Consider the following 15,124-nt stretch of genomic DNA (forward strand, 5'->3'; position numbering starts at 1 on the left):
ATGGCCGCCCTCGCCCGCTTCACCTTCGATCTCGATATGGCCGACCGCCCTGCGCACGCCATGTCGAGCAAGCCGGACCTGCCGCCGCAGCCGGTCGGCATTCCCGAAGACGTGGTCGCGCGCCTCGTCCAGGAAGCGCGCGAAGAAGGCTACGCAGCGGGTCTCGTCGCAGGCGAAAGCAATGCTACTTCGCTCGCCACTCAGACGATCGCCGCGGCTGCGGGCACCCTTGCTGCCCATGCCGCCGGCATGTCGGCAAACCTTGACCTAGCGCGCATCGACAATCAGCGCGAAGCCATCGGGCTGGCGCTCAGCGTCGGCCGCAAGCTTGCCGGACACCTGATCTCGAGCCGACCAACGGCCGAACTCGAAGCGCTGATCGCCGAATGCATGCCGAGCCTTGCCGGTGTGCCGCATCTCGTGATCCGCTGCAATTCCGAGCTTGCCGACCAGATCCGCGACATCGCCACGGCCCAGATCGCGACGTCGGGCTATGCGGGGCGGCTCGTCGTCATGGGCGAACCCGATATCCGCCTTGGCGACGGGCGCCTCGAATGGGTCGATGGCGGCCTCGTGCGCGACAGCGAAACCCTCGATGCCGAGATCGATCGAACCATCAGTGATTACCTGGCTGCCCTGAGCGGAAACGCCGGCGCCCACGAGACCAAGGAGAGCGGTGAATGAACCCGACCGATTCTGAGACCGAGATGCCGGACGCCGAAGGTCTGGGCCTTGGCGAAATGTCCTCCCCCGAGATGGGTGGCCGGCCAGACTTCACCGTCGAACGCACTGCCGACGACCTCGAAGCCGTCTTCGATGTTCCGGTCCGCGTCTCGGTGGTTCTTGGCCGCACCAAGATGCCGGTCGCCAATCTTCTCAAGCTCGATACCGGCATGGTTGTCGAACTCGACCGCCAAGTCGGGGAAGCTGTGGAAATCTATGTCAACGACCGTCTCGTTGCGCGTGGGGAAATCGTGCTGGTGGAAAACCGGCTCGGCGTCACCATGACCGAAATCATCAAGCCCCAATAACAAGAACGGGAGTGACGGGCATGCGCCTCCTCATCGTCGGAGCCCTCGAAGGTCAACTGAGCCAGGCCACCAAAATGGCCATGGATGGCGGCGCCAAGGTTGCGCACGCTCCAGGCATCGAAATCGCCATGGCAGCCCTCCGCACCGGTCGTGGTGCGGACCTGCTGCTGGTCGATGTGATGATGGATATCGCCGGCCTCATCGCGGCTCTCGAAGCCGAACGCATCGCCATTCCCGTCGTTGCCTGCGGCGTCGAAACCAATGCAGCCGCTGCGGTCAACGCAATCCGCGCCGGCGCCAAGGAATATATTCCCCTTCCACCCGATGCGGCACTCATTGCTGCTGTCATCCAGGCGGTGTCGCGCGACAGCGAGGATTTCCTTTTCCGCGACCCCGCCATGCAGCGCGTCGTCAAGATGGCCGAGCAGGTCGCAGCCTCGGAAGCCTCGATCCTGATCACCGGCGAAAGCGGCACGGGTAAGGAAGTGGTCGCGCGGTTCGTTCATTCGCGCTCCAAGCGCGCCTCCAAGCCCTTCATCTCGGTCAACTGCGCAGCCATCCCCGAAGCCCTGCTCGAATCCGAACTCTTCGGCCACGAAAAGGGCGCCTTCACCGGCGCCATTGCCCGCCGCGTCGGCAAATTCGAGGAAGCTTCGGGCGGCACCCTGCTGCTCGACGAAATCTCAGAAATGGACGTGCGGCTTCAAGCCAAGCTCCTCCGCGCCATCCAGGAACGGGTCATCGACCGCGTCGGCGGCACCAAGCCAGTTCCGGTCGATATCCGCATCCTTGCAACGTCCAACCGCAACCTGACCGAAGCGGTACGCGAGGGCTCCTTCCGCGAGGACCTTCTCTTCCGCCTCAACGTCGTCAACTTGCGCCTTCCCGCCCTCCGCGATCGCCCTGGCGACATCGTGGCATTGGCCGACCATTTCGTAGCCAAATATGCCAAGGCCAATGGTCTGCCCAAGCGCGAACTCTCCGACGACGCCCGTGCCGCCCTGCTGCAGGCACCCTGGCCGGGCAACGTCCGCGAACTTGAAAATACGCTTCACCGCGCCGTGCTGCTGGCGACCGGCACCATGATCGGGGCCGAAGCCATCGTTCTCCCCGATGGCATGGGGCTCAATGAAGCAGCCCGCGCCAATTCGCCGGCGCATCTTCTCGCCGAAACGGCCGAAGCCATGTCGCGCGCCCTGGTTGGCCGCACTGTTGCAGACGTCGAGCGCGAGCTGATCCTCGACACGCTCGATCATACCTGGGGCAACCGCACCCATGCGGCCAATATCCTCGGCATTTCGATCCGCACGCTGCGAAACAAGCTCAATCAATATTCGGACGAGGGAATGAGCATTCCTGAACCCGGCGAGCGGCGAAACGTCGCCTGATTTACAATCTGACGGGAGGACGGCGGAAACGCCGCCCTCCCTTCCCGTTTCTCCCCGGTACCTGATCCATGACCGATATCTCGTCCTCTCCGTCTCGCTTCAGCTTCAAGCCACCATCCGTCAAGACGGTGCTCGACACGCTGCGTTCGGGCGATATCGCCCTTGCCTCCGGCGTCATGGGTCTGATCGTCATCCTGATCGTGCCGCTGCCGGCGCTGATGGTCGACGCGCTGCTTGCCATCTCAATCGTCTTCTCGGTGATGATCCTGATGACGGCGCTCTTCATCCAGAAGCCGCTCGAATTCTCGTCCTTCCCGACGGTGCTGCTGATCGCCACCATGCTGCGTCTCGGCATGAACCTTGCGACCACGCGACTGATCCTATCCGAGGGTCACAATGGTTCTGCTGCAGCCGGTCACGTCATCGAGGCCTTTGGCAACTTCGTGACGCGCGGCAATTTCGTCATCGGGATCGTGATCTTCATTATCCTCGTGATCGTGAACTTCATCGTCATCACCAAGGGCTCCGGCCGCATCGCCGAAGTCGCGGCGCGTTTCTCCCTGGACGCCATGCCCGGCAAGCAGATGGCCATCGACGCCGACCTTTCTGCGGGCCTGATCGACGAAGACACGGCCAAGAAGCGCCGCGCCGAGCTCGAAGGCGAAAGCGCCTTTTTCGGTAACATGGACGGTGCGTCCAAATTCGTGCGCGGCGACGCCATTGCCGGTCTCATCATCACCTTCATCAACGTCTCGGCCGGCATGGCCATCGGCATCTTCCAGGAAGGGCTATCGGCCGGTGAAGCCGGCCAGGTCTATACGCTCCTGACCATCGGCGACGGCCTCGTCTCGCAGATCCCTGCGCTGATCGTTTCAACCGCTGCCGGTATCCTCGTGTCGAAGTCGGGTGTGACCGGTTCGGCCGACAAGGCGCTGACCAGCCAGTTCGGCGGCTATCCCAAGGCGCTTGGCATGGCATCAGCCGTTATGGCCGCCCTCGCGCTGCTGCCGGGCATGCCGCTCATCCCCTTCATGGCGCTGTCCGGCGGTGTCGGCTATGCCGCTTACCGTGCCTCAAAGAGCAAGACTGTCCGCGAGGTGGCCGAACGTGCCAAGGCCGTGGCCGATGCGGCAACCAAGGGCGCCGGCGGTGTTCCTGGCCAGTCGGCTGCTCCCGGCGCCCCAGCGGGTGAGCCGCCAATCAGCGATAGCCTCAAGATCGACGATCTCAAGCTCGAACTCGGCTATGGGCTTTTGGGCCTCGTCAAGGAAGACGAAAACGGCACCGATCGCCTCACCGAGCAGATCAAGGCTCTGCGCCGTCAGTTGGCCCTTGAACTCGGCTTCGTCATGCCGCCGGTCCGCATTCTCGACAACATGCAGCTCGAGCCCAACGACTATAAGGTTCGGATCAAGGAAGTCGAAGCCGCCCACGGCCAGATCCACGCCAATCTACTGATGGTCATGGATCCCTATGGGAACCCGATTGACCTGCCGGGCCACCAGACGACCGAGCCGACCTTTGGCCTTCCTGCGACCTGGATCGACCCGGCACTGCGCGATGAAGCCGAGCTTCGCGGTCTCTCGATCATCGATCCCTCGACTGTTATCTCGACCCACCTGACAGAAGTGCTCAAGGCCAACGTGGCCGAGCTCCTGAGCTATGCGAACGTGCAGAGCCTCTTGTCTGGCCTGCCCAAGGATCAGCAAAAGCTCGTCGAAGACATCATCCCGAGTCAGATCTCGGTTTCCGGCGTGCAGCGTGTACTGCAGGCGCTACTGACCGAACGCATCTCGATCCGCGATCTTTCGACGATCCTCGAAGGCATTGCCGAAGTTGCCGGCCCCGGCCGCTCCATCCAGGCGATCACGGAGCACGTGCGCTCGCGCTTGGCCCGCCAGATTTGCGCCGCCAATCTCGGCCCGGATGGTAACCTGCCGCTCCTCACCCTGTCGGGCCAGTGGGAGCGCGATTTCGCTGAAGCGATGGTTGGCGAGGGCGAACACCGCCACCTTGCCATGGCGCCGAGCCGCTTGCAGCAGTTCATCTCCGCTGTCGGCCAGGGTTTTGAGCGCGCCGCCCAGCAGGGCGAACTGCCGGTAATGATTACCTCGCCGTCGATCCGTCCGCATGTCCGCGCCATCATAGAGCGCTTCCGCCCCCAGACGGTTGTCATGAGCCAGAACGAAGTTCATCCTCGCGTCCGCCTAAAGACCGTCGGCAGCATCTGAGGTGCTCTCACAAAAGAAAAAGGCGGAGCCACAGCTCCGCCTCTCTTATTTCGTCATGCCACCGGGGATAAGGGGCGGCAAGTCGAGGATTGAGGCCTCGGCGGAGGTATCGACCTCATCTTCCTCCGCCAGTTCCCGCTCCGCCTGATACCAGAATTCCTGCTCGCGGCCTTCCGGCTCACCGGCGTCGATCCAGAGCTGATAGGCCCGATCACGCACCTTATGTTCGTCATAGTCCATGGCTTCCTCCTCTGCCGTCGACTTGATTAACGCCAGTAGGCAAAGGACGGTTGCTGGAGAGAAAAACTCGGACGATCAGCCCCGCGTGACTTTTTGGGTCAGCGAGAGTTCACTGGGATCGGCGTTATAGCTCTCGTCCGTATGGGCCGAGACGCTCGCGTCATCACCGTCTGCACTGAGGCTCTTCTCAGCTTCTAGCCAGAATTCGAGATCGCGGCCCGTGGGCTCGCCAGCTTGCTTCCAGAGCCAGTGCGCGCGTTCGCGAATGCTGTTTTCGTTGATGTCCATGGCGACAGTCCTCTTCGATTGGTCCGCTTCCAGCGCCCGAACGCAGCAACCTTCCAACAGCGACGGGATGAATTTGGACAACGCCGGAACGGCCAGACGGATGCGGCATTGTTCCGACGCGACTGCGAGGGCCAAATGCAGCTATTTTCCTGCGATCACTGCGGCAATACCGTCTATTTCGAGAACAATCGCTGCGAACATTGCGGTCATGCCCTAGGCTATCTCCCGCAATACAATGCCATGGTTTCGCTTGACGAGAGCGATGGCGCATGGGTTGCCCCTGCCCTGCCCGGCTCTGCTTACGTCTATTGCGATAATGCGCGCCACGGCGCCTGCAACTGGCTGATCAAGGCCGAGCCCGGCGGACCGATATTTTGCGCTGCCTGCGCTCACAACGAAACCATTCCGCCACTTGATGACCCCACCAATCTGGCGCGCTGGCAGACCATCGAACGCGCCAAAAAGCGCTTGATGTACTCGCTGATCCGCCTTGGACTACCGATCGAGACGCGTATCGAAAACCCAGATCACGGCCTCGCCTTCAGGTTTCTTGCTGATAACGACAACGCCCCGCGCGTGATGACCGGCCACGAAAACGGCATCATCACCATTGCCCTTGCCGAAGCCGACGACGCCGAGCGGGAACGGCGGCGGACCAATATGGGCGAGCCCTATCGCACGCTCCTCGGCCATTTCCGGCACGAAATCGGTCATCACTATTGGGACCTGTTGGTCCGCGACAAAGCCCCACTCGATCGTTATCGCCAGGTTTTCGGCGATGAGCGCGCCGATTATGGCGAAGCGCTCAAGGCCTATTATGCCAATGGCGCACCCATGGGCTGGCACCAGAGTTTCATCAGCGCCTACGCGACCTCGCACCCCTGGGAGGATTTCGCGGAAACCTTCGCGCATTATTTGCATATCACCGACACCGTCGAAATGGCGGCGGCCTTCGGAATTCGCGCCCGCCCAAAGACAGGCGATGAAAGCCTGGCGCTGCCCCCGGTGCGCTTCGACCCCTATATGGCGCCGGACATGACCGACATCATCGACAACTGGGTGCCGCTCTCGCTGCTGCTCAACAACCTCAACCGGGCGATGGGCCAGACCGACGCCTATCCGTTCGTGCTCACCCCGCCCGTCATGGAAAAGCTTGCCTTCATCAATGACCTTGTCCATCAGGCCCCGGCGCTCGAGCATCTGGCGGCCCTCGATCAGGTCGAATAAAGCTGCCACTTGAGACGCTCCGCCTGGCTGGCGCTTCCAGTCATGAAAGCCAGCTGCTAAACCCAGGTCCATGTCCGACATCGCCATTCTCACTGCCCCGGTCTTTTCCACCCTTGCCAACGCTGCCTTCGCGGTGCGGCGCGAGGTTTTCGTCTGGGAACAGAAAGTGCCGCAGGAAGAAGAGCTCGATCATTACGACCTGACGGCCATCCACTATGTCGCGATCTCCGAAGGCGACGTCGTCGGCACCTTGCGGCTCATAGACATGCCCGAACACACAAAGATCGGCCGCGTTGCGGTGCGTCAGGCCTGGCGCGGACGTGGCATTGCCCGAAAGCTCATCGAAAAGGCCATGGCCGACAAGCGCGCCTCGGGCAAGAACCGCTTCTACCTCACTGCCCAGAGCGACAAGCTGGCGCTCTATGAAAAGCTCGGTTTCGTTGCCTTCGGCCCGGAATTCATCGACGGCGGCATGCCGCACCGGGCCATGCGCGACTACGACAAGGCCACCGCAACCTTACTCGATTAAGTCAAATTTAACGCATTAACCCGGGTGGGCGACTCCTGCCCTCAAACCTGCGTTATTGTGGCGTTGTCGCTCGAAGAGCGCGTCCTGCCGAGCGAGCCCTCGTGGTGCGGTGCTGGGCAAGAACGCGAAATTCTTGTCTTTCGCAGGACGCGACCAACCGCCAGGGAGGCGGAAAGGGCCGGCACCGCTTTGCGGGAGCCGGCCTTTTCAATGGTTCCAGGCTAGTCAGAAAAATTGGTTCGGAACGGCTCGCGCGGTTGTGACGTTGTCACCTGCATAATGGGCCACACAGTACGCGACCGGCAAGTTTTGCACCGTGTGGCCCTGTTCAACAAATGAACCATTGGAGCCTACAATGATCCGCACGCTTTTGACTACTACGGCCGTTGCCGTGCTCATGGGTACCGCTGCTATCGCTCAGACCACTCCTGCGCCGACCGATGCGCCAGCAACAACGACCGAAACCCCGGCAATGACGACAGAGACGCCAGCTGCTCCTGCTGCAGCACCGGCCGATGTCAATGCCGCTCCGGTTGAATCGGGCGCCATGGAAGAGACCGACGTCAACGAGCCGTGGGATATGTCCAAAGGCTATGTCGCTGCCGACACAGACAATCTCGGCACGCGCCTGATCGGTCAGCCGGTTTATTCGAGCGCCGGTGACGATGCCGAAGAGATCGGTTCGATCAACGACCTCGTCTTCTCCGAAGGCGGCCAGATCGAAGCAGTGGTGATCGGCGTCGGCGGCTTCCTCGGCATCGGCGAAAAGAACGTCGCCGTTGATTTCAATTCGCTTGAATTCACCCTTGCTGCCGACAACACCGAACGCTGGGTCCTCCCGACCACCGCGGACGCTCTGACTGCTGCACCAGACTTTGTCTGGGAAGAAGACGAACCGGCTGATGCCGACGATGCCATGGCTCCCGCCGCCGGCACCGGCGACGCAATGGCCCCTGCTGCTGGCACGGGCGACGCAATGGCCCCTGCCGCTGGCACCGGCGACGCAATGGCCCCTGCTGCTGGCACGGGCGACGCGATGGCCCCGGCTGCAGCGCCCGCTCAGTAATTTTTCCCCACGGCCTCTTGCTCACTGGAGGTTCGTTGGAAAGGAAAAGGCCCGCTTCGGCGGGCCTTTTTTATTGATCCAAGACTGGCCTAAGGCGCTAGCGGTTACGGAAGCGCTGGCGAGCGATCTCATCGAATTCGGCCTGCTCGATCTTGTTCTGCTCTTCCTTTTCGCGCTGATGTTCGCGCTGGTCGAGCAGTTCGACCTTTTTGAGATCTTCGAGCGCCTCGGCGAGCTGATCCTGGGCCGCCTCGAGCTTGCTGCGCATGTCGTTGGCAGAAGCGAGAAGATTATCGCGGCGCTGCAAGGCAGCCTTGGCGAAGGTTGAATAGGCAAAATGGGCGACATCGGAAATGCCGGTCTTGGTCTGCTCGATCTCGATCTGCTGATCGAGTTCGGCTGCCATGCGCTCGAAGTCCGCGATCATCATCTCGATCTGCATGACCTGCCGGCGCTTTTCGTCGACATTGAACTTCTTGAGCCTGATGAGGCTCTCACTGCGCGATTTCAAGACCTGTACTCCTTACACACCAAGCCAGTTCCGGAGGGTCTCACCGAGCCCGCCCTTTTGGACCTCACGCATCCGCTTCGGCGATGATTTCCGCAAGGCGCCTGTAGCCCTCGGCGATCGTCGACGTTTCTTCCCGCTGCTGGTTCAAAAACCCTTCCAGCTTCGGGTTGACGGCGATGGCGCGGTCCACGTTCGGATCTGACCCTTTGCGGTATGCCCCCAGCCGGATCAGCTCCTCCATGTCCGAAAAGATGGACATGAGTTCTCTCGCCCTTGCCAGCACCGGCCTGAAATCGGTCGGTACGCACCCTGGCATGGTGCGGGAGATGGACCGGAGCACGTTGACGGCGGGATAACGCCCCCGCTCGGCAATGCCGCGCTCCATCACGATGTGCCCATCGAGAATGCCCCGCACGGCATCCGCAATCGGCTCATTGTGATCATCACCTTCCACCAAAACGGTAAATAGTCCGGTAATGGAGCCGGTCGTAGGGGTACCGGGACCGGCTCTTTCGAGCAATCGTGGCAATTCCGTGAAAACTGTCGGTGGATAACCCTTGGCCGTTGGTGGTTCGCCGATCGAAAGTCCGATCTCGCGCTGGGCCATGGCAAAGCGTGTCAGCGAGTCCATCATGCATAGGACGCGCAAGCCTTCGTCGCGCAGATATTCCGACAGCGCGAGAGAGATATAGGCCGCCTGGCGCCGCATCAGTGCAGCTTCATCCGAGGTTGCGACGACGACGATGGCGCGCTTGAGCCCCTCTTCGCCGAGATACTCCTGGATGAACTCGTGAACCTCGCGTCCCCGCTCGCCGATGAGCCCGATGACGGACACATCGACATTGGTATTGCGCGCCAGCATCGACATCAGGACCGACTTGCCAACCCCCGAGCCCGCAAAGATGCCCATGCGCTGGCCTTCGCACAGGGTCGTAAAGGTGTTGAGCGTGCGCACGCCCAGATCAAGCGGCGCGCCGACGCGAACCCTGTCATGAGCGGCAAGCGGGGATTGTCGCAGGGGATAAGACTTGGCGCCGCGCGGCAGCGGTCCCATGCCGTCGATCGGCTCGCCATTGGCATTGATGACGCGCCCGAGCCAAGCCATCGAAGGGCTGACCGAACCGTCATGGCGCTTGAACACCGCCTTGCAGCCGAGACGAACGCCACCGAGTTCACCGAATGGCAGGCACAGCGCATGGCCATCGCGAAATCCGATGATTTCGGCCGCAAGGTTCTTTCCGTCGCTGCCTTCGATGATGACGCGGCCACCGACACGCAATTCGCGCACCGGGCCGACGACTTCGATAAGCAGGCCTTGGACGGATTTGACGCGGCCGAAGACCTCGACATCGTCAATCGCATCGATCGCGGCAACTAGCGCCTTCATTCGGGTCTGACGAGCTCCAGCGGATAGAACATGGTTTACGCAGCTCCTCGAATCGACCGCGCTCCGAATCGGAAGATAACCGAACATTAACCGAATTTCGCTATTGGCTGAGCGATTGGGCTGCTGGCCCACGCGGCCTCGTTTTGCCGCAAAAAACCCTCAAGAGTGACCAATGCGTGAGTCTCTTGAATCGCCTATAGGCACTTCTTAACGTGTTACCTTAAGAAATTTTCACGCATTTTAATTTGCATTTTCAATGACTTAAACTTAAATGACCCTAACGTCGTTTGCGTATTGCCGAAGCGAATTAAACTTTGTTAACTATTTGAGCTTAGGCTTCAGTCATATCCAGTAGGGTTGGAGCGTGGTGGTCGGACTTGTCATCCCACCACGCAGGTTCCAGCAGGAACGAATGACAAGGGGAATATAATGCGGGTACTCCTCATTGAGGACGATAGCGCCACGGCGCAGAGCATCGAACTGATGCTCAAGTCCGAAAGCTTCAACGTCTATACCACCGATCTCGGTGAAGAAGGCGTCGATCTCGGCAAGCTCTACGACTACGATATTATTCTGCTTGACCTTAACCTGCCCGACATGAGCGGCTACGAGGTTTTGCGGACCCTGCGCGTCGCCAAGGTGCAGACGCCGATCCTGATCCTTTCCGGTCTGGCCGGTATCGAGGACAAGGTTCGCGGTCTCGGCTTCGGTGCCGACGACTACATGACCAAACCTTTCCACAAAGACGAACTCGTGGCCCGCATCCACGCCATCGTCCGTCGTTCCAAGGGCCATGCCCAGTCGGTCATTTCGACGGGCGACCTGATGGTCAACCTCGACACCAAGACCGTCGAAGTCCAGGGCGCTCGCGTTCACCTGACGGGCAAGGAATACCAGATGCTGGAGCTGCTTTCGCTCCGCAAGGGCACAACCCTCACAAAGGAAATGTTCCTCAACCACCTCTATGGTGGCATGGACGAGCCCGAGCTCAAGATCATCGACGTGTTCATCTGCAAGCTGCGCAAGAAGCTTTCCGTTGCGACCGGCGGCAAGAACTACATCGAGACCGTCTGGGGCCGCGGCTATGTGCTGCGCGAGCCCGATGAGGCCGATGTCTACAGCGAGAACGTCGCCTAAGCGTCCGCAACGCATCAGCGTCAGTCCTTCAAAGCCCCGCCCGAAGCGGGGCTTTTCTTTTGCGCCGAAAAAATTCTGCGCACTGTGTCGACCGGGCCTACGCTCATCCGTCGTCTCATCGAAAGCGCCTCACCAAGCGCGCTACCGATGGATAAGACGATGCTGCGTTCCCTGACCATAGCCGCCACCCTGGTAATGACGACAATCGGCGCCCAGGCGCAGGCCGAGCCTAAAGGCGACTATGCCGAGGTCAACGGCATGCGGATGTACTACGAGGTCTCCGGCGAAGGCGCACCGATTGTGGTGCTGCATGGTGCCTATATGAATATCCCCGCCATGGGCGATATCATTCCGACCCTAGCCAAGACGCATAAGGTCTACGCTCTCGAATTTCAGGGCCATGGGCGAACCGAAGACATCGACCGGCCCGTGACCTATCCAAACCTGGCCAGCGACGTCGCTGCCTTCATGGACGAAGTCGGGCTAGAAAAAGCTGATATCCTTGGTTACTCCATGGGCGCGGCGGCGGGCTTGCGCCTCGCCATCGACCATCCCGACAAGGTCGACCATCTGATCACCGCTTCGGTGAGCTACGATATGTCTGGCTCCCAGCCGGCGTTCCTTGAAATGATCCCCACCATGGTGCCGGACATGTTCGTCGGCACGCCGATGGAGGAAGCCTGGAAGCAGCTGGCGCCCAATCCCGATGGCTTCCGGCCCTTCGTCGAGCGCCTGATCGCGCTTGAACACGAGCCAATGGCCTGGGGCAACGATGTCGAGAAGCTCAAGATGCCGGTGCTCATCATTGCAGGGGACGCCGACATGATGACGCTCGAACATCTCGTCAGCATGTTCCGCCTCCTCGGCGGCGGCGAACCCGGCGATATGGGCAAGCCACTTGGTGCCTCGCGCCTCGCCATTCTCCCCGCGAGCTCGCATACGGCAGTCATCGGCCAGGTGGATTTGCTCATGGGCATTATCGAGCCTTTCCTCAAGGGTGAAGCGCCAAAGGGCATGTTCGACCAATGACAGCGGGGGCCGGCGCCATGCGTTCCGGCCTTTTCCTCGCGTCTTTTCGCTGGCACCCTTGCCGGGGATCTGGAGGAGCCGATGAGCAATCGCAGCGAAACCGACAAAGCCATCGCCACCGTGTGGCGGCAGGAGCAGGCGCGCTTGATCGCCGGGCTGACGCGTGTCGTCCGCGACATCTCGCTTGCCGAAGAACTGGCACAGGATGCGCTGATGGCGGCGCTCAAGCACTGGCCTGAAAGCGGCGTGCCACGCAATCCCGGTGCCTGGCTGATGCAGGCAGGCAAGCGCAAGGCGATCGACTACTTCCGCCACCGCAAGATGGCGTCCCGCAAGCTCGAGGAAGTCGGGCGCAGTCTGGAGGACGATGTGCCTGACGTCGAAACGGCCATCCACGACAGCATGGACGACGATGTTGGCGACGATCTTTTGCGCTTGATCTTCACCTCGTGCCATCCGATCCTGCCAGCGGAAAGCCGCGTGGCGCTGACGCTGCGCCTTATCGGGGGCCTGACTACCGAGGAGATTGCCCGGGCTTTCCTTGCCAATGATGCGACCATCGGCCAGCGCATCGTGCGCGCCAAGCGCACCATCGCCGACGCCGGCCTTCCCTATGAAGTGCCACGCGGCAAGGAGCGGGCAGAACGCCTCGCCTCGGTGCTGGGCGTTCTCTACCTCATCTTCAACGAAGGCTATTCCGCCACGATGGGCGAGGACTGGATGCGGCCTCAGCTTTGCGAAGAAGCCATGCGGATGGGACGCATTCTCGCCAGCCTGATGCCGGAAGAGCCGGAAGTGCATGGGCTTTTGGCGCTGATGGAAATCCAGCATAGCCGCGCCAATGCCCGCACCAATGCCACGGGCGAACCGATCCTGCTGCCCGACCAGAACCGCGCGCTTTGGGACCAGCTGATGATCCGGCGTGGCCTGGCAAGCATCGACAGGCTGTCGGCCCTTGGCGGCCAGAACGGACCCTATGCGCTGCAGGCTCAGATTGCGGCGTGCCACGCGCGCGCGCGGCGCGCGGAGGATACCGATTGGAACCGGATCGCCGGGCTTTACGCGGTGCTCGCCAGCATCATGCCCTCGCCGGTGGTAGAGCTCAATCGCGCGGTCGCCGTATCGATGGCGGCGGGTCCCGCAGAAGCACTAAAGCTCGTTGACGCAATCCAAAAAGATGGCGCGCTCGAAAACTATCACCTGCTTTATGGGGTGCGCGGCGATCTCTTGCGCAAACTCGAGCGGCACACGGAGGCCAATCTCGACTTTCGCAAGGCAGCGGCACTGACCCGCAACGAGCGCGAAAGGACCTATCTCCTTGCCCGCGCGGCGGAAGTTGAGGCCTAGATCGCAGCCTCAAGGCGCGTCAGATTGAACTTGGCTTCAAGGATCTGCTGGTCGAACGGCTTCATCATATAGTCGTCCGCGCCAGCCTTGCGCGCCATAGCAATGGCGCCGATGTCGTTTTCGACCGTGCAATAAACGATATAGGGCTTTTCGCCGCCGATGAAGGCGCGGAGCAGTTTCAAGAATTCGAGCCCGCTCATGATCGGCATGTTCCAATCGAGCAGGATCGTGTCGGGCATCGACACCCGGCACTTCTCGAAGGCTTCCTGACCGTCCTCGGCTTCATCGACCATATAGTCGAGGTCCTCGAGGATACGGCGCGCCACCTTTCGCACCACGCTGGAATCGTCGACGATAAGACAGGTGGGCACGCTAGGCCTCCGGGAGTGCTATTCCCGGACTATGCCAGCCAAGTGGTGTTGGAAAGGTTATCGAAACGGCAACTATTCACTGACTGTTTCAACCGGCTGTTCATCATCGGCAGCAGCCTCTTTGGCCTTCGGAACTGCCGTGAAGAAGAACGTATCGTTCTCAAGCCCGATATCGAGCTCCATATCCGTCATACGCGCGAGAAGCCCGGTGTAAAAGGGCTGGATGCCACGCGCATCGACCGAACCCTCCTCCGGCATGCCCGACAAAAGCCCGGCAGAACCCGAGGGAACCAGGGTTTTCTGGCGTTTTTCCGGATCGCTCTTGGAATGGAACTCGAACTTTTCTTCACCCGCCGGACCGGAAACCTTGACGGTCACCATGCCACCGCGCGGCACTGAACCAGCCGCGATCAGCAGCATGTTCATCAACAGCTTCGCCTTGTGCTTGGGCAGAAGGATAAGCGGCACCTGCCAATCAAGATCGGCCTTCTCGATATCGAACAAAATCCGGGCAACGCGCTCGCACTCGCGCGTATCGATGTCGGTGCCAGCCGTCGAGGACGCGCCATAGGCGAGGCGGGCGAATTCGAGCTTGGCGCGGCTTTGCCTGGCGGCACTGGCGATCAGGTCGCGCGCACCATCGGCCATTTCGGCCTGGTTCGGATCGCCGAGCACTTCGAGCCCATTGCCGATGGCCCCGATAGGATTGATGAGGTCGTGGCAGACCCGAGAGCACAGCATCGCCGCGAGGTCTGTTGCCTTGAGCTCAATGATATCCATCTCTATCTCCTTGGGCCCCGACAGGGCGGGGAATCAGTGTTGGGAACAATAGTGGGGCGCGACGCAGAGGACTACTGCGTCGACAGGTTTTTGGACAGCGCCGGCCAATTGGCAGCGCCGCGGCGTGCGGCATCGTCGGGCGACAGCAGGAACGCTTCGCGATTCGCGGCCGAATAAAAGAGAAAAAGCCGATCCTTGAACACGGTGTAAAGCCGCGGATCGGAATCAGATACAAAGCCCCGGGCCATGCTCATCGCGCCATGGCCGCCATATTGGGGCGCGTAGATTTCCGGGTGCCGCTTGAAGATTTCAAGGTTGGCGGCATTGGCGAAATGCCAGGGCGCGCCCATCCAGTAAAACTCATAGTCCGGCTTGCCCTCGAGCGGCATCGGCTCGGTGAAATATGAAACCGGGTCCATCCCGCCAATCGCAATGCCGGTGAGCGGATCGGTGGTAATGTAGCTGACGACCGACTGCGCCTGGCTCATGGTGAAATGGGCGGAAACCAGACCCAAAAGCGGCAGCAAGACGGCGAACATGGTTAAGATTTGTTTAGAGGTTT

The 15,124-nt window shown here is 61.0% G+C and carries 17 protein-coding genes; 10 read left to right on the forward strand and 7 right to left on the reverse strand.

All coding sequences use genetic code 11. From position 1 onward, the window contains the following. The 4 genes from VW35_RS19810 (at position 1) to flhA (ending at position 4,650) form a co-directional block, all read left to right on the forward strand. Entirely contained in the window at positions 1-684 is a 684-nt protein-coding gene (locus VW35_RS19810) for a FliH/SctL family protein (RefSeq protein ID WP_046144798.1), read from the forward strand. Positions 685-740: 56 nt separating this feature from the next. Further along, positions 741-1,031, forward strand: a complete 291-nt coding sequence (gene fliN / locus VW35_RS19815; protein WP_425283799.1) for a flagellar motor switch protein FliN — start codon at positions 741-743, stop codon at positions 1,029-1,031. 20 nt (positions 1,032-1,051) lie between these two features. Next, the gene (gene flbD, locus VW35_RS19820) at positions 1,052-2,419 is read left to right on the forward strand and encodes a sigma-54-dependent transcriptional regulator FlbD (RefSeq protein WP_046144929.1); all 1,368 of its coding nucleotides are present in this window, start codon (positions 1,052-1,054) and stop codon (positions 2,417-2,419) included. 68 nt (positions 2,420-2,487) lie between these two features. Further along, on the forward strand, positions 2,488-4,650 hold the full coding sequence (gene flhA, locus VW35_RS19825; RefSeq protein ID WP_046144800.1) for a flagellar biosynthesis protein FlhA: 2,163 nt from the start codon (positions 2,488-2,490) through the stop codon (positions 4,648-4,650). Positions 4,651-4,695: 45 nt separating this feature from the next. Here flhA and VW35_RS19830 read toward each other — a convergent pair whose 3' ends face one another. Further along, positions 4,696-4,890 carry a DUF2934 domain-containing protein gene (locus VW35_RS19830; protein ID WP_046144801.1) on the reverse strand — a complete coding sequence of 65 codons (195 nt, stop codon included), beginning with the start codon at positions 4,888-4,890 and terminating at the stop codon, positions 4,696-4,698. A 75-nt stretch (positions 4,891-4,965) separates the two neighbouring features. Then, positions 4,966-5,178, reverse strand: coding sequence for a DUF2934 domain-containing protein (locus VW35_RS21160; protein WP_083983107.1), 213 nt, complete (start codon positions 5,176-5,178; stop codon positions 4,966-4,968). A gap of 135 nt (positions 5,179-5,313) precedes the next feature. On the opposite strand from VW35_RS21160, the gene VW35_RS19840 reads away from it, so the two are divergent. The 3 genes from VW35_RS19840 (at position 5,314) to VW35_RS19850 (ending at position 8,000) form a co-directional block, all read left to right on the forward strand. Next, positions 5,314-6,405: a zinc-binding metallopeptidase family protein gene (locus VW35_RS19840; protein ID WP_046144802.1), complete on the forward strand. Its 1,092-nt coding sequence runs from the start codon at positions 5,314-5,316 to the stop codon at positions 6,403-6,405. Between the two features lie 70 nt (positions 6,406-6,475). After that, entirely contained in the window at positions 6,476-6,934 is a 459-nt protein-coding gene (locus tag VW35_RS19845; RefSeq protein WP_046144803.1) for a GNAT family N-acetyltransferase, read from the forward strand. Positions 6,935-7,289: 355 nt separating this feature from the next. After that, positions 7,290-8,000, forward strand: a complete 711-nt coding sequence (locus tag VW35_RS19850) for a PRC-barrel domain-containing protein (RefSeq protein ID WP_052951891.1) — start codon at positions 7,290-7,292, stop codon at positions 7,998-8,000. A 97-nt stretch (positions 8,001-8,097) separates the two neighbouring features. On the opposite strand, the gene fliJ is transcribed toward VW35_RS19850, so the two are convergent. Then, on the reverse strand, positions 8,098-8,511 hold the full coding sequence (fliJ, locus tag VW35_RS19855) for a flagellar export protein FliJ (RefSeq protein ID WP_046144804.1): 414 nt from the start codon (positions 8,509-8,511) through the stop codon (positions 8,098-8,100). Between the two features lie 64 nt (positions 8,512-8,575). Beyond that, positions 8,576-9,898 carry a flagellar protein export ATPase FliI gene (fliI, locus tag VW35_RS19860; RefSeq protein ID WP_046144805.1) on the reverse strand — a complete coding sequence of 441 codons (1,323 nt, stop codon included), beginning with the start codon at positions 9,896-9,898 and terminating at the stop codon, positions 8,576-8,578. Positions 9,899-10,327: 429 nt separating this feature from the next. Between fliI and ctrA the strand changes: the two genes are divergently transcribed. The 3 genes from ctrA (at position 10,328) to VW35_RS19875 (ending at position 13,411) form a co-directional block, all read left to right on the forward strand. Continuing rightward, positions 10,328-11,035, forward strand: a complete 708-nt coding sequence (gene ctrA / locus VW35_RS19865) for a response regulator transcription factor CtrA (protein WP_035085763.1) — start codon at positions 10,328-10,330, stop codon at positions 11,033-11,035. Positions 11,036-11,194: 159 nt separating this feature from the next. Continuing rightward, positions 11,195-12,064, forward strand: a complete 870-nt coding sequence (locus VW35_RS19870) for an alpha/beta fold hydrolase (RefSeq protein WP_046144932.1) — start codon at positions 11,195-11,197, stop codon at positions 12,062-12,064. A gap of 81 nt (positions 12,065-12,145) precedes the next feature. Further along, the gene (locus VW35_RS19875; RefSeq protein WP_046144806.1) at positions 12,146-13,411 is read left to right on the forward strand and encodes an RNA polymerase sigma factor; all 1,266 of its coding nucleotides are present in this window, start codon (positions 12,146-12,148) and stop codon (positions 13,409-13,411) included. Here the strand turns inward: VW35_RS19875 and VW35_RS19880 are convergent. From VW35_RS19880 to VW35_RS19890, 3 genes are all read right to left on the reverse strand, one after another. Then, positions 13,408-13,782, reverse strand: coding sequence for a response regulator (locus VW35_RS19880; RefSeq protein ID WP_046144807.1), 375 nt, complete (start codon positions 13,780-13,782; stop codon positions 13,408-13,410). The genes VW35_RS19875 and VW35_RS19880 overlap by 4 nt on opposite strands. A 72-nt stretch (positions 13,783-13,854) precedes the next feature. Beyond that, positions 13,855-14,562, reverse strand: coding sequence for a histidine phosphotransferase ChpT (gene chpT, locus VW35_RS19885; protein ID WP_046144808.1), 708 nt, complete (start codon positions 14,560-14,562; stop codon positions 13,855-13,857). 71 nt (positions 14,563-14,633) lie between these two features. After that, on the reverse strand, positions 14,634-15,101 hold the full coding sequence (locus VW35_RS19890) for a YHS domain-containing (seleno)protein (RefSeq protein ID WP_052951892.1): 468 nt from the start codon (positions 15,099-15,101) through the stop codon (positions 14,634-14,636). Positions 15,102-15,124: the final 23 nt, after the last annotated feature.

The organism is Devosia soli (genome assembly GCF_000970455.1).
Classification (GTDB): domain Bacteria; phylum Pseudomonadota; class Alphaproteobacteria; order Rhizobiales; family Devosiaceae; genus Devosia; species Devosia soli.